General features: G+C 69.1%; 10 protein-coding genes. 8 read left to right on the top strand and 2 right to left on the bottom strand.

Features of this window, described 5'->3' with window-relative positions; genetic code table 11:
• Positions 1 to 14 precede the first annotated feature (14 nt).
• From TY25_RS40615 to TY25_RS17180, 5 genes are all read left to right on the top strand, one after another.
• The gene (locus TY25_RS40615; RefSeq protein ID WP_052383025.1) at positions 15 to 977 is read left to right on the top strand and encodes an extracellular catalytic domain type 1 short-chain-length polyhydroxyalkanoate depolymerase; all 963 of its coding nucleotides are present in this window, start codon (positions 15 to 17) and stop codon (positions 975 to 977) included.
• Positions 978 to 1,327: 350 nt separating this feature from the next.
• Complete coding sequence (locus TY25_RS17165) at positions 1,328 to 1,717, top strand: ArsR/SmtB family transcription factor (RefSeq protein WP_042257446.1); 390 nt, start codon at positions 1,328 to 1,330, stop codon at positions 1,715 to 1,717.
• Between the two features lie 174 nt (positions 1,718 to 1,891).
• Positions 1,892 to 2,818 carry a cation diffusion facilitator family transporter gene (locus TY25_RS17170; protein ID WP_042257476.1) on the top strand — a complete coding sequence of 309 codons (927 nt, stop codon included), beginning with the start codon at positions 1,892 to 1,894 and terminating at the stop codon, positions 2,816 to 2,818.
• 157 nt (positions 2,819 to 2,975) lie between these two features.
• Positions 2,976 to 4,271, top strand: a complete 1,296-nt coding sequence (locus TY25_RS17175) for a serine hydrolase domain-containing protein (protein WP_042257448.1) — start codon at positions 2,976 to 2,978, stop codon at positions 4,269 to 4,271.
• A gap of 30 nt (positions 4,272 to 4,301) precedes the next feature.
• On the top strand, positions 4,302 to 5,939 hold the full coding sequence (locus TY25_RS17180; protein WP_042257450.1) for a long-chain fatty acid--CoA ligase: 1,638 nt from the start codon (positions 4,302 to 4,304) through the stop codon (positions 5,937 to 5,939).
• Between the two features lie 60 nt (positions 5,940 to 5,999).
• On the opposite strand, the gene TY25_RS17185 is transcribed toward TY25_RS17180, so the two are convergent.
• On the bottom strand, positions 6,000 to 6,392 hold the full coding sequence (locus TY25_RS17185) for an SCO5389 family protein (protein ID WP_014981634.1): 393 nt from the start codon (positions 6,390 to 6,392) through the stop codon (positions 6,000 to 6,002).
• A 64-nt stretch (positions 6,393 to 6,456) separates the two neighbouring features.
• Positions 6,457 to 7,503: a nitronate monooxygenase gene (locus tag TY25_RS17190; RefSeq protein WP_172595738.1), complete on the bottom strand. Its 1,047-nt coding sequence runs from the start codon at positions 7,501 to 7,503 to the stop codon at positions 6,457 to 6,459.
• Positions 7,504 to 7,754: 251 nt separating this feature from the next.
• Between TY25_RS17190 and TY25_RS17195 the strand changes: the two genes are divergently transcribed.
• The 3 genes from TY25_RS17195 to TY25_RS17205 form a co-directional block, all read left to right on the top strand.
• Positions 7,755 to 8,582: a M23 family metallopeptidase gene (locus tag TY25_RS17195; RefSeq protein ID WP_042257454.1), complete on the top strand. Its 828-nt coding sequence runs from the start codon at positions 7,755 to 7,757 to the stop codon at positions 8,580 to 8,582.
• Between the two features lie 159 nt (positions 8,583 to 8,741).
• Positions 8,742 to 9,728 carry a helix-turn-helix domain-containing protein gene (locus TY25_RS17200; RefSeq protein WP_014981637.1) on the top strand — a complete coding sequence of 329 codons (987 nt, stop codon included), beginning with the start codon at positions 8,742 to 8,744 and terminating at the stop codon, positions 9,726 to 9,728.
• A 252-nt stretch (positions 9,729 to 9,980) separates the two neighbouring features.
• A partial coding sequence (locus tag TY25_RS17205; protein ID WP_042257482.1) for a non-ribosomal peptide synthetase occupies positions 9,981 to 14,895 on the top strand: 4,915 nt, incomplete at its 3' end.

The raw sequence follows: 14,895 nt of genomic DNA on the forward strand, positions 1-14,895 counted from the left end.
CCGGAAGGAACTCGATGGTGCGCGGTACTCGTCGCGACAGGCTGTCGGTCGTGCTGCTCGTCCTGCTCGCGCTGGGTCTGCCAGTCCTGATCGCCGAGGCGCCCGCCGCGCAGGCCGCGCCGATCGAGCGGACCTTCACCAACGCGGCGGGTACGCGCGATTACTACCTGCATGTGCCGCCGGGCGATACGGTGGGCAAGCCGTTGATGATCTACCTGCACGGCTGTACCGATCCGCAGAGTCAGCTGGCCGACACCGGCTTCTCGCTGACCAGGATGGCGGACGAGTTCGGTTTCGTGCTGGCCTATCCGATCCAGACCGCGGCGGCCAACGAGCGGTACTGCTGGAATTGGTTCGACCCGGCGAATCTGTCACGCGGACAAGGGGAATCGTCGATCATCGCCGACCTCACCAACGCCTTGGTCGCGGAGTTCGGGCTGGATCGCGCACGGGTGTACGTCGGCGGGTATTCTGCGGGCGGCGCGATGTCCACGGTGCTGGCGGCCGGCTATCCGGACCTGTTCGCGGCGATCGCGCCGATGGCGGGCGGCCCTTATGGCATCGACCTGAAGACGTTCGCCGCCGATCTGAGCGGTACCTCGATCGTCGATGCGATGGGCGCGCGAGCCCGCCCGGTCCCGGGCTTCTTCCTCCAGGACTTGGCCGATCAGACCAGCCTGTATCCGATCGGCCGGGCCAACCTGACGCAATGGCTCGGCGCCTATGCGCGAGCGGGTGACGTGACTGTGCCCGCGGTGCCGAGCACGGTCACCGCGTCCGCCGATCCGGTGCCGACCACCATCGAGCGCTACGCCGCGGGCGATTGTCTGCTCGCCGAATTCCGCACGCCGATCGGGCCGGATCACATCGGCGGAGGTTTGCTGATGCAGTCGGCGCGCGGTCTCGACCTGCAACGACAGTTGATGAGTTTCCTGCTGGCACACCGCCTCGGCGGTCCGCGGCAGGCGTGCGGTTGAGCGAAATCGCAGGAAAACGGGCGTAGACGACCGGTCGGCCCGCGATGCACGTGCAGATGAGCGCACATTCCGGGGGTGGGTACTGCCGTGCGCCACAAGCATATTCGTACAGGTCACAGGCTTTATGCGGCGCTGCGAAAGGCGGCGCGCCGACCATGATTGTCTCATTAGGGTGTTGATCGGCCGGTCGCCTGGCGCACAAGCGCCATAGCGACTAGACAGTTATCGGTTCGATAGGGGACGGACCGGCATGTCGGCGGCCACGCAGGGGGTGTCGCCGCCATTCCGGTCCGGTGGGGCCCGGTGATCCCCTGTGGCCCTGCCGCATTCGCTTGGTCTATTATCTGCGTATGAATGCAGATAGCCAGGAACCGCGCCCGCGTCTCGCGGACGATCAGGTGAGCTTGGTTGTCGAGGTCTTCCGGATGCTGGCCGACGCCACCAGAGTTCGCGTGCTGTGGGCCCTCGTCGACCGTGAGCTGTCGGTCAACGACCTGGCCGACTACATCGGCAAGCCCGCACCGTCGGTCTCGCAGCATCTGGCCAAGCTGCGGATGGCGCGCCTGGTCAGCACCCGCCGCGCCGGCACGACCATCTACTACAGCCTGGAGAACGAGCACGTCCGGCAACTGGTGGTGGACGCGGTGCACAACGCCGAGCACGCGGGCCCCGGGATCCCGCCGCATCACCGCGGCGACGTCGTACGTGAGCTGCCGGAGACCGGAACCGAAGCGAAATGAGTTACCGAACAACAGATCTCGGAGCGTGACGCAGTGCATACCGCGAACCGGCACGGCCTCGGTGACGAGCGCCCTCACCATCACCACAGCGAATCGCACACGCACGCCGCCGCTTTCGATCACCGGCACGATCACGGCCCGCATACCCATGAGCACGCGAAGGGGTTTCGCGGCGTGCTGCGTGAGATCTTCGTGCCGCACAGTCACGATCCCGCCGACAGTGTCGACGACGCCCTGACCGCCAGTGCGGTGGGTATCCGCGCGGTAAAGATCAGCCTCGTGGTGCTCGGCGTGACGGCCGTGGCGCAGGTGCTCGTGGTGGCCGTGTCCGGCTCGGTTGCCTTGGCGGCCGACACGATTCACAACTTCTCCGACGCGTTGACCGCGGTCCCGCTCTGGATCGCCTTCGCGCTCGGGCGCCGTGCCGCGACCCGCCGCTACACCTACGGCTTCGGACGGGCCGAGGATCTCGCGGGGTTGTTCGTCGTGGCGATGATCGCCCTGTCCGCGCTGATCGCGGGCTACCAAGCGGTGCGCAGGGTGATCGAGCCGGTGCCGATCGGGCATCTCGGCTGGGTCGCCGCCGCGGGACTGATCGGCTTTCTCGGCAACGAGATCGTCGCGCTGTATCGCATCCGGGTCGGTCGGCGGATCGGCTCCGCCGCGCTGGTCGCCGACGGCTTGCACGCGCGCACCGACGGCTTCACCTCGCTGGCCGTGCTGCTCGGCGCCGGTGGCGTCGCGCTGGGGTTCCCGCTCGCCGACCCGATCATCGGTCTGCTCATCACGGTCGCCATCCTCGCGGTGCTGCGAACCGCAGCCAGGGACGTGCTGCGCCGCCTGATGGACGCGGTCGAGCCGGGACTGGTGACCGACGCCGAGCGGGCGCTCGCCGCCGAACCCGGGGTGCAGGGTGTGCGCAGCCTGCGGATGCGCTGGATCGGCCACCGCCTGCACGCCGACGTCGAATTGGACGTCGCCCCGAGCAGCACCCTCGCCGAGGCGCACCGCGTCGCGCACGAGGCCGAGCACACCCTCACCCACGTCGTGCCCAAGCTCGATACAGCGCTCGTGCACGCCTATCCGGCGCACGCGAGCTGAGCCGTCGGCGGCGCGTCCCAGTTGACCTGCCGAAACTGAGGGCAGGTGCTGTCCGATTGGTCTCCTGAGTACATTCCCGATGAGCGCTGCCCTCGGGTGTTTACCGTTGGGTAGCATTCGCGATGTGATGCGGCTCATGGTCGGAATTCGGTGAACCATGCTGACGCGCGTCCGGAACCTCCCGAAGCTGCCTGACCTGCTCCATCGGAGCCGGATTCCGGACGAGCCGGAGTCGGTCGCCACCATCGGCGCGGAGGCGGATCCGGCCGATCTCGGACTGCCTGCCGATTACGCGGAGCGCATCTGGGGGCGGATGCAGCTGGTCTACCGCAGCGGCGTGCATCCCGCCATTCAGGTCTGTGTGCGCCGGCACGGCGAGGTCGTGTTCGATCGGGCGCTCGGTCACGCGCACGGCAACGGGCCCGAGGACGCACCGGAAGCGCCCAAGGTGCTCGCGACCCCGAGCACCCCGTTCGTCACCTATTCGGCGTCCAAGGGCGTCACCGCGTTCGTCGTGCATCTGCTCGTGGAACGCGGCCTGATCGATCTGCACGCGCCGGTCAGTACCTACATTCCCGAATACGGCTGCCACGGTAAGGAATCCATCACCATCGGGCAGGTGCTCGCGCACCGTTCCGGGGTGGCGAATCTGCCCCGGGAGGCGCTGACGGCCGCGGCGGTCGCGGATCGTGAACTGCTGGTACGGAATTTGTGCGCGGTCCGGCCGTCCGTGCCGCCCGGCCGGTTCCAGTCCTATCACGCGCTGTCGGGCGGTTTCATCCTCGGCGAGGTGGTGCACCGCGTCACCGGCACCGATATCCGCACCGTGCTGGCGACGGAGATCTTGCGCCCGTTGTCCTTCCGTTGGACCAATTACGGTGTGTCAGAAGCGGATTTCCCGCTGCTCGCGAAGAACTATCGAACCGGTTTGACGCCGTTGCCGCCGTTGTCGATGGCGCTGGAGCGGTTGCTGGGCGTGCCCTTCGCCGAGGCGGTCGAGATCGGTAACGACCCCGCCTATCTCGGTATCGTCGCGCCCTCGGCGAATATCGTCAGCACCGCCAACGAGCTCTCGCGCTTCTACGAGATCTTCCGGCGCGGCGGCGAACTCGACGGCGTCCGCGTGCTGCGGCCGGAAACGATTGCGGCGGCACTGGTCCCACAGTCGCGGATCGAACCCGATCTCTCGCTCGGGATGAACTTCGGCTTCGGGTACGGCCCGATGCTCGGCGGCCGGGTGGTGAGCCTGTACGGCCCCGACACCCGGCGCGCCTTCGGGCATCTCGGTTTCACCAACAACGCCGCCTGGGCCGACCCGGAGCGCGCGCTCTCGTGTGCCGTGCTCACCAGCGGCAAACCGATTCTGTACCCGGAGCTGGTGCGCTGGGTCGGGCTGCTCTACGGCATCACATCGGAGACTCCGAAGGTGGCCGCAACAGACTTGGCTTTCTGAGTGGAAGTCACTGAAGAAAAAGGAGTTCCGATGTTGAGCACTATGCAGGACGAGCCTTTGTCGCTGGCGACGTTGCTGCGCTACGCATCGACGTTTGTCGGCGATTCGACCGTGTCCACCTGGACCGGTACGGGCGTGCGCACCATGACCTATCGCGAACTCGGCGCGGAAGCGGCGCGGCTGGCGAACGCCCTGCGTGGGCTGGGCATCGGCATCGGCGATCGAGTCGGCACCTTCATGTGGAACAACAACGAGCACATGGTCGCCTACATCGCGGCGCCCGCGATGGGGGCCGTGCTGCACGCGCTCAACATCCGGTTGTTCCCCGATCAGCTCGTCTTCGTGGCCAATCACGCCGAAGACCAGGTGGTGCTCGTCGACGGCACCCTGGTGCCGATGTTCGCCCAGTATCTGCCGAACCTGAAGACGGTGCGCCACGTCATCGTGGTGAACGGCGACGCGTCGACGCTGGCCGCGCCCGACGGCGTGCAGGTGCACTCCTACACCGAACTCCTTGCCGGACAACCGGATACCTACGACTTCCCGGTGATCGACGAACGCTCCGCCGCCGCGATGTGTTACACCTCGGGCACCACCGGCGACCCGAAGGGCGTGGTCTACTCGCATCGTTCCAACTGGCTGCACGCCATGCAGGTGTGCTCGCCGAGCGGCATGGGCTTCTCCGGCAACGACACGGTGCTGGCCATCGTGCCGCTGTTCCACGCCAACGCCTGGGGCATTCCCTACGCGGCGCTGATGTCGGGCGCGAATGTGCTGATGCCCGACCGTTTCCTGCAACCGGGTCCGCTGCTGGAGATGATGGCCGACCAGCGCCCGACGTTCGCCGCCGCGGTGCCGACCATCTGGGGCGGTGTGCTGGCCGGCCTCGCCGCGCACCCGCAGGACATCACGCACCTGCGCACCGCCGTGGTCGGCGGCTCGGCCGTGCCGCCGTCGATGATGCGCGCGTTCGAGGAGAAGCACGGCGTGAAGATCCTGCACGCCTGGGGCATGACCGAGACCTCACCGCTCGGCAGCGTCGCGCACCCGCCGACCGGCGCGACCGGCGACGAGGCCTGGGAGTACCGCTACACCCAGGGCCGATTCCCGGCCAGCGTGCAGGCCAGGCTGGTCGGCGACGACGGCACGGTGCTGCCCAACGACGGAGTGGCGCTGGGCGAGTTGGAGGTTCGCGGCCCGTGGATCACCGGCTCGTACTACGCACCGGACGGCGCGGTGGTCGACCCGGACAAGTTCGACGACGGCTGGCTGCGCACCGGCGACGTCGGCCGGATCGGCCCGGACGGCTATCTCACATTGGTCGACCGGTCCAAGGACGTGATCAAGTCGGGCGGCGAATGGATTTCGTCGGTCGATCTGGAGAACGCCGTGATGGGTCACCCCGCTGTCGCCGAGGCGGCCGTGATCGGCGTGCCGGACGAGAAGTGGGACGAGCGGCCCTTGGTCGCGATCGTGCTGGCCGAGGGTGCGGCGGTCAAGGCCGACGAACTGCGTGACTTCCTGGCCGGCAAGTTCGCGAAATGGCAACTGCCGGAACGGTGGACGTTCATCGCCGAGGTGCCCAAGACCAGCGTCGGCAAGTTCGACAAGAAGCGCCTGCGCGCACAGTACGCCGACGGCGACCTGACGGTCACCACCCTGTCCTGAACGCCGCAGCAGCCCGGTGCGGCGAAATCGCTTGCCGCGCCGGGCTGTTGTGCGGACGGATCAGCAGTTACGCAGTTCCGGGCTCTGGTTGAGCAGCTGGGCCCTGGTGCCGATGAACGTGCTGTAGGTCTCGCCGCCGACCGCGGCGATCGGGAAAGCCGCCACCCGGTGGCAGTTCTGGAAGGCCAGCTTCACCCCGAAGTGCCGTTCCAGCCCGCCGCGGATCGCGTCGGAGGCCATGGCGCGCAACAGCTGACCGCGGGCCACCTCGTCCGGCGGCGGCACCACGTTGTCGGCGTATTCGGCTGTGCCGGAGTGCAGTTCGCCGGCGACCCGGCTGACGACTTCCCAGGCGTAGGGCAGCGAGTTGCGGACACATTCGACGAAATCGGCGTCGTCGACTTCGCCGCGTTCGGCGCGTTCGAGCAGTGCGGTGGGGACATCGAGGGACATAGCGCTCTCCTGGCGAGGATGGATGGCTGATGCGATGCGTCTCGATTCTAATCGAAAGTCGTTGTCAACAATCCTGGATTCGCCGTGAAAGTGCTGCATTCAGTGCGGTTTTCGTTTCGGCGGCCAGGGCGCGGACCAGTTCGCCGGCCGGTAGCTCGGCGGCCAGGGTGTGGGTCTGCCCCGCCCACAGGTTCACCTTTTCCGGGTTGCCCGCCGACCGCGCCGCCGCGCGCAAAGGCGCCGTGGCGTAATGGATCTCCGGATAGGCCACCGGCGCGGTCGCACTGTGTTCGGCCATGAACTCGTTGCGCAGGCCACGCGCCCGGCGGCCGGTGAAGGCGCGGGTGAGCATGGTCGGCGTCGACGCCGTCAGCGCGGCGCGGTGCACCGGATTGGTGCCCGCCTCCGGACAGCGCAGGAACGCCGTGCCCAGTTGCACGGCGGCCGCGCCCGCGGCGAGTGCTGCGGCGATGCCCGCGCCGGTGCTCAGGCCGCCGGTGGCCACGATCGGGCGGTCGGTCGCGGCGCGCAATAGTTGCAGCAGCGCGATGAGGCCGAGCGGATCGGTGGCGTCGTCGGCGACCCGGTCGACGAAGGTGGCTCGATGCCCGCCCGCCTCCGCGCCCTGCGCGACGAGCACGTCCGCACCGCGGTCGACGGCGATCGCGGCTTCCGCGGGCGAGGTCACGCTCACCCAGACCTCCGAGCCCGCCTCGTGCAACCGGGCGATCTCCGCGGCGGTGGGGCAGCCGAAGGTGCAGGAGACGGCGGCGACCGGGTCGGCGACGAGCAGGTCGAGTTTGGCGTCCCAGTCATCGGTGTCGTACTCGGCGGTGCCGACCTCGTTGTCGCGGGCGAGCTCGGTGAGATAGTCGGCGAACTCGGCGGCGGGGGTCGCGGGGCCGGGCACGAAGAGATTCACGCCGAAGGGGGCGTCGGTGGCGGATCGGGTCGCGGCGATCCGGGCGGCGGTGTCGGCCGCGCTGAGGTAACCGGCGGCCAGGAAGCCGAAGCCGCCGGCCCGGGTGACGGCGGCGGTCAGCTCGGGTGTCGAAGGGCCGCCGGCCATCGGCGCGAGCACGATCGGGATGTTCAAGTCATCGATGATCACGGCTCCAGTGTTGCTTACTGGACGTCCGACCCGTTGTTTACCTGCGTCTTTCGCGCAGAAGGTTGCGGAATGGTCACGCCGGGGTAGAGTTCCCGTCACAACGGATGCCAAACCGTTACATCGCAAGCTTCACCGGATCGTTACCGAACCGGCAGCCCCGCGACCGGCCCGGCTCCGCTGAACCACTGTTCTTCGGACGCAAGGACGCAGCTGTGTCGCACCACCGGGTAGGCCCCAGTTCCATTACCGTCATGAGCCTCATCGGCGATGATATTTCGGGTCGGCCGACGCGGCATCGCGCCGAGTCGACCGCGGCCGATCGAGTGAAGGTCGCCGCCGGTGTCGCGGTCGCCGCGGGCGCCCTGATCGGCACCGTGAGCCAGGTCGCCCCCGCGGTCGCCAGCCCGCTGCTCCCGGGCGCGCACGACGGCGACGAGGCAGACGCCCCCATCGTGGTGAAGGGCACCGGCATCCTGCCGGTCGCGCAGGTCAAGGCCGCCGCTCCGGCGCCGGAAGCGCCCGCTCCTGAGGCGCCCGTCGCCAGTCAGGTCGCCGCACCCATAGCCGCCGCTCCGTTCGGCCTGCAGAACCTGCCGCCGGAGGTCGCCGGTCCGCTGGCCCAGGCCGAGCAGATCCTCAAGGGCGTGCAGCAGCAGGTCGCGCCCGCCCCGCAGACCGCGGTCCGTCCGGTCGCCGGCGCGATCAGCTCCGGATTCGGTAGCCGCTGGGGTGAATTCCACTACGGTCTCGACTTCGCCGACAATCTCGGCGCGCCGATCCACTCGGTCAGCAACGGCACCGTGATCGAGGCGGGCCCCGCGTCCGGTTTCGGTCTGTGGGTGCGCGTGCTGCAGGACGACGGCACCACCGCGGTGTACGGCCACGTGAACGAGATGCTCGTGCACGAGGGCCAGCGGGTCAACGCCGGCGACGTGATCGCCACCGTCGGCAACCGGGGCCAGTCCACCGGACCGCATCTGCACCTGGAGATCTGGGACCGGGGCGGCAGCAAGATCGACCCGATGCCGTATCTCGCGGCCAAGGGCGTGCCGCTGCAGTGGGGACCTTCGGCCCACTGATTCCGCTGTCCGGCTTGATATTCCAGCGCTCCCGCCGGCCATTGCCGGGCAGGGTTCCCCACGAGACCCAATCGGTCATTAGGCTCGATTCGTGAGCGAGGGAGCGTGGAGTGCAGCACGTCCGGTCACGGCGGCGCCGAGTGTGCGCGAGGTGCGGCCGTGAGTGACTTGGGCGATATCTTCGAGCCGGGATCGCCGCACGGCCGCACCTACGCCGTGCTGGTGCATCATCCGCGGTCGAACCTTGCCGATATCGCGCAGTATCTAGGCGTTTCGGAGGACTCCGCCGCGGCCTCGCTGGACGTGCTGTGCGAGCTGCGCGCGGCCGTGCGGGTGCCCGCGGCCGACGGCGAGCCGGTGGTCTGGGACGCCCACGCCCCGGAATCGTTGTCGGAGGCCGAAGCTCGGCGCCGGCAGCAGCAGATCAACCAGATGCACACGGCCGCAGCGCGGCTCAGCGAGACGTTCCGCTCGGTGCGCCGCTCGCCGCGCAGCAACGGCGCGGTGGTGCCGGTGTTCGAACGGCTGGAAATGCTGGCCGATTTCGAGGAGATGCAGACCAGCGCGCGCACCTGCGTCAAGGTCGTCGAGCGTGGGCCCTATCTCAGCGATCTCGATCGTGAGCGACAGTTGTTCCAGCTCAAGCGCAGTCGGCTCGGCGAAGGCATCCGCTACCAAACGCTCTACCAGGACACCATCTATCAGGACCCGGAGCGGCTGCGGCACGCGCTGTCCACCAATGCCAGTGGGGCACAGGCGCGGACGTTGCCCGAGCCGCCGTTCAAACTCATCATCAGCGACGACGAACGCGCTAGCCTGGTGCTGCATGTCGACGAACGTCGCCCGGACCCCATGGGCTTGCGGATCACCGGCTCACCCGCGCTGGACCTGCTGATCAAAACGTTCGACGTGCTGTGGTCCCTGGCCGCCCCGATTTCGGTGAACCCGACGGCGGAGGCCCTCGACGAACGCGACCGCGCGATCCTGACCCTGATGGGTCTCGGTGCGACCGACGACACCATCGCCCGCAGGCTCGGCATGTCGCGGCGTACTGTGGTCCGCCGGACCGCGCGACTGCTGGAGCGGCTCGGCGCGAGTACCCGATTCCAGGCCGGGGTGCAGGCGACCCGGCGGGGTTGGCTGTGAACTAGTTCACCGATCCGGGTACTCCTGCAACAAGACCGGTCGGATACCGATATAACTCCTGGCATCTGGCAAGACAGCGCTTCCAGGGGCGCGCGGACCGCTGCCGGGCGGGCCGTATCAATCCAAGACAGCACGCGTGGACACCGATCAGTCCCTTATATGATTGCTCGGAACCGCGCTGGCCCCGGACGATACGCCCTTGTTATGGGCAGGGCCGGGTCCTAGCTCGACGCGAGAGGTGAATGCACTCGAATGGAAACTGCCCGTCGTTCCGCTCGTGGTAGCCGTCGCCGCAGGTCGGGCAGCCCGCTGTTCGGGCAGTTGCTGACCGCCGCCGTCGAATCCGCGGCCACCGAGGTCGCCATCCGGTTCAATCCGTCGGGCCTGCCCGACGACGACCGTCAGCTCACCTACGGCCAGCTCGACGCCCAGTCGTCGCGATTGGCCAGGGAACTGATCGAGCGCGGCGTCGGACCGGGCGATGTGGTCGCCATCGGCATCGCCCGCAGCCTGCAATCGGTCGTCGCCGTGTGGGCGATCGCGAAAACGGGCGCGGCGTTCGTCCCGGTGGATCCTGCCTACCCGACCGACCGGATCAACCACATCCTGTCCGACTCCGGGGCCAAGGTGGGGCTCACCACCTCGGCGCATCGCCCGGTGCTCGGCACCGGCGTCTATTGGATCGAGCTGGACGACCCGGTGCAGTCCGCGCGCATCGCGGCCCGACCCGAGCACCCGATCTCCTACACCGACCGGGTGCGCCCGCTGGACGAGCGGCACCCGGCCTACGTCATCTACACCTCCGGCTCGACCGGACGGCCCAAGGGCGTCGTGGTCACGCACAGCGGCCTGGCCGGTCTGGTGGCCGCCGAGCGCGAGCACTACGACGTCACCGCCGACTCGCGGGTGCTGCACGTGTGCTCGCCGAACTTCGACGTCTCGGTGCTGGAACTGCTGCTCGCGTTCTCCGCGGGCGCGACGCTGGTGATCGCGCCGCCCTCGGTGTTCGGCGGCTACGAACTCGCGGATCTGCTTCGGCGCGAACGGGTCACGCACATGCTGATCACGCCGGGCGCACTGGAGTCGGTCGATCCGACCGATCTGGACGACCTGCGCGTCGTCGTGGTGGCCGGCGACAAGTTCGGTCCGGAACTGCTCAACCGCTGGGCGGGCGATCGCGAGTTCTACAACGGCTACGGTCCCACCGAGGCCACGATTCTGGCCACGAGCACCCCGCAGCTGGCTCCGGACGAGCTCATCACCATCGGCACCGCGATCCCGGGAGTCGGTGCATTCGTGCTGGATTCGCGGCTGCGGCCGGTGCCCGCCGGGGTGGTCGGCGAGCTGTACCTGTCCGGGCCCGCGCTGGCCCAGGGCTACCTCGGCCGCCCGGGTCTCACCGCGGAACGCTTCGTGGCCAGCCCGTTCGGCGCCGATACGGGTAACCCCGGTGCGCGGCTCTACCGCACCGGCGACCTGGTGCGCCGCGCCGAGGACGGCGGGGCCATCGAGTACCTGGGCCGCTCGGACTTCCAGGTCAAGATCCGTGGCTTCCGAATCGAATTGGGCGAGATCGACAACGCGCTCACCGCGCACCCGGACATCGACTACGCGGCGACGCTCGGCAAGACGCTGCCCTCCGGCGCGACCGCGCTGGTGTCCTACGTGCTGCCGCGGGCCGGAACCGCCGTGGACACCGGGCAACTCGCCGAGTTCCTCGGGGAATCCCTGGCCGCGTACATGATTCCGGCCGCCATCATGGTGCTCGACGAGATCCCGCTGACCCCGGTCGGCAAGCTGGACCGCGCGGCGCTGCCGGCACCCGTGTTCGCCGCCAAGGCTTTTCGCGCGCCGTCCACGCCGGTCGAGGAGATCGTCGCCGACGTGTTCGCCGCCCTGCTCTTGGCCGGCGACGACGGCCGGGTGGGCGCCGACGACGACTTCTTCGAACTCGGTGGCAATTCGCTGCTCGCCGCGCAGGCCGCCGCCCGGATCGGGTCGGCGCTGAATGTGCGGGTGCCGGTGCAGCTGCTGTTCGAGGCGACCACCGTGGCCGCGCTCGCCGAACGGGTGGAGCGGCACGCGGGTTCGGCCGCCGGACAGGCGCTGCACGCCCGCCCGCGCCCGGCGCGGGTGCCGCTGTCCTATGCGCAGCAGCGGATGTGGTTCCTGAACCGGTTCGATCCGGCCAGCGCGGTCAACAACATTCCCGCCGCCGTCCGACTCTCGGGCCGGCTCGATCTCGACGCGTTGCGCGCGGCCGTGCGCGACCTCGCGGAACGGCACGAGGTGCTGCGCACGCGGTACCCCGATGTCGACGGCGAGGGCTACCAGCAGGTGCTGCCGGCCGGCGATCCGCAGGCGGTTCCGGAATTCGTGGTCGAGCAGGCCACCGAGGACCGGCTGCCGGAACTGGTCGCCGCCGCGGTGACCGCGGGCTTCGACGTGACCGCCGCGCCGCCGGTGCGGGTGCGGGTGCTCGTCCTCGGCGAGACCGAGCACGTGCTGATCTGCGTGGTGCACCACATCGCGGGCGACGGCTTCTCGATGGCGCCGCTGACGCGCGACCTGATGGCCGCCTACCTGGACCGGATTCGCGGCGGCGCGCCGCAGTGGCCCGCGCTCGAGGTGCAGTACGCCGACTACGCGCTCTGGCAGCGCGAGATCCTCGGCGCCGAGGACGATCCGGAATCGGTGCTGGCCAAGCAGATCGCCTACTGGCGGACCGAATTGGCCGCGCTGCCCGAGCAGTTGGAGCTGCCCGCCGACCGGCCGCGTCCCGCGGTGGCGTCGAACCACGGCGCCACGCTCGCCTTCGAGATCGACGGCGCGGTGCACGCCGCGCTGAGCCGCCTTGCGCACAGCCATAATTCGACGCTGTTCATGGTGGTGCACGCGGCGCTGGCGGTGCTGCTGTCGCGCCTGTCCGGCACCAAGGACATCGCCGTCGGTACGCCGGTGGCCGGCCGCGGCGAGGCCGCGCTCGACGACCTGATCGGCATGTTCGTCAATACTCTTGTGCTGCGGACCGATATCGATTCCGGCGCGACCTTCGACGAGCTGTTGCGCGAGGTGCGCCGGATCGACGTCGAGGCGTTCGGGCACGCCGACGTGCCGTTCGAGCGGCTGGTGGAACTGCTGGATCCGGCGCGTTCGGCGGCCCGGCATCCGCTGTTCCAGGTGATGCTGACCTTCCAGAACCTGGCGCGCACCGAGCTGGAGCTGCCCGGCCTCTCGGTCTCGGCGGTCGAGCTCGCGATGCCGCTCGCCAAGTTCGACCTGCAACTCGCACTGGTCGAGCGGATCGACCGGCACGGTGCGCCGGAGGGCATGTCGGCGGCGTTCACCTACGCCACCGACCTGTTCGACGAGGCGACCGTGCAGGACTTCGCCGACCGCTTCGGCCGGATCCTGGCCGCGGTCGCGCGCGACGCCACGGTGACGGTCGGCGATATCGATGTGCTCGCCCCGGGCGAGCGCGAACTGGTGCTGCACGAATGGAACAGCCCCGGCGTCGCGGTGCCCGAGGTGACGCTGGTCGACCTCATCGGTGCGCAGGCTCGCAGGCGCGCGGACGCTGGCGCGATCCGTTTCGGCGACACCACGCTTACCTTCGGTGAACTGCAGCGCCGGGCCAACCGGGTCGCGCGGGCCCTGATCGCGCGCGGCGCGGGCCCGGAATCGCTGGTGGCCGTTGCCGTTCCGCGTACCGAGGAGTTGCCGGTCGCGCTGCTCGGCGTGCTCGTCGCCGGCGCGGGTTACCTGCCGATCGATACGACCTATCCGACGCAGCGCCTGGAATTCATGCTGGGCGATGCCGCTCCGGCGTGCATCCTGACCACCGCGAGCGAGCTGGAATCCATTCCCGCGGGCGATATTCCGGTCATCCTGCTGGAGGAGACCGGCGAGTTCGCCGACGCGCCGGTGCGCGACGGCGAGCGGCTCGCGCCGCTGCGGCCGGACAACCTGGCCTACGTCATCTACACCTCGGGTTCGACGGGTGTGCCCAAGGGCGTCGGTGTCGCGCACCGCAATGTGGTGCAGCTGTTCGCGAACACGCAGATGATGTTCGAGTTCGACGAGACCGACGTGTGGACGCTGTTCCATTCGTTCGCCTTCGACTTCTCGGTCTGGGAGCTGTGGTGTGCGCTGGCCAACGGCGGCACCGTGGTCGTGGTCGACTACCTGACCTCCCGGTCGCCGGAACTGTTCCGCGAGTTGCTGATTCGCGAGCAGGTCACCGTGCTCAACCAGACTCCGTCGGCGTTCTACCAGCTCGCCGAGGCCGACCGCGCCGCGCAGCCGGGCGAGCAGGCGAAGTTCGCGCTGCGCTACGTGGTGTTCGGCGGTGAGGCGCTGGACCTGCGCCAGTTGCAGCGCTGGTACGAGCGCCATGCGGTGGACGCGCCGTGGCTGGTCAACATGTACGGCATCACCGAGACGACGGTGCACGTGTCGTTCCTGTCGCTGGACGAGCAGATGGCCGACAACGCGGCCAGCGTCATCGGCCGCGCCCTGCCCGGACTGGACGCGTATGTGCTCGACGATCGGACGCACCCGGCACCGGTGGGTGTCGCGGGCGAGATCTATGTCGCGGGCGCGCAGCTGTCCCGCGGTTACCTCGGCCGTCCCGGGTTGGCCGCGAGCAGGTTCGTCGCGAACCCGTTCGGTGCGCCGGGATCCCGGATGTACCGCACCGGCGATATCGGCCGCTGGGTCGGCTTCGGCGGCCAGGCGACGCTCGAGTACGCGGGCCGCGGCGACCAGCAGGTGCAGTTGCGCGGCTTCCGCATCGAGCTCGGCGAGATCGAGTCGGCGCTGCTGCGCTGCCCCGGCGTGAGCCAGGCGGTGGTGCTGGTGCGCGCGGACGAGCACGCGGGCGATCGGCTCATCGGCTACGTCGTACCCGATACCGGCGCGCAGCTCGATCCGCTCGAATTGCGTGGCCAGGTAGGCGAATTCCTGACCGGCTACATGGTGCCGGACGCGCTGGTCGTGCTCGACGCGCTGCCGCTGACCCCCAACGGCAAGCTGGACCGGACGGCTTTGCCCGCACCGGAATTCGCGAGCACGGCCGCATTCCGCGCGCCGAGTTCGCCGGTGGAGCAGGCGGTCGCCGAGGTGTTCGGCGGTCTGCTCGGCGCGCAGGAGATCGGCCTGGACGACG

The sequence above is a fragment of the Nocardia brasiliensis NBRC 14402 genome, from assembly GCF_000308475.2.
In the GTDB taxonomy this organism is placed as follows: domain Bacteria; phylum Actinomycetota; class Actinomycetes; order Mycobacteriales; family Mycobacteriaceae; genus Nocardia; species Nocardia brasiliensis.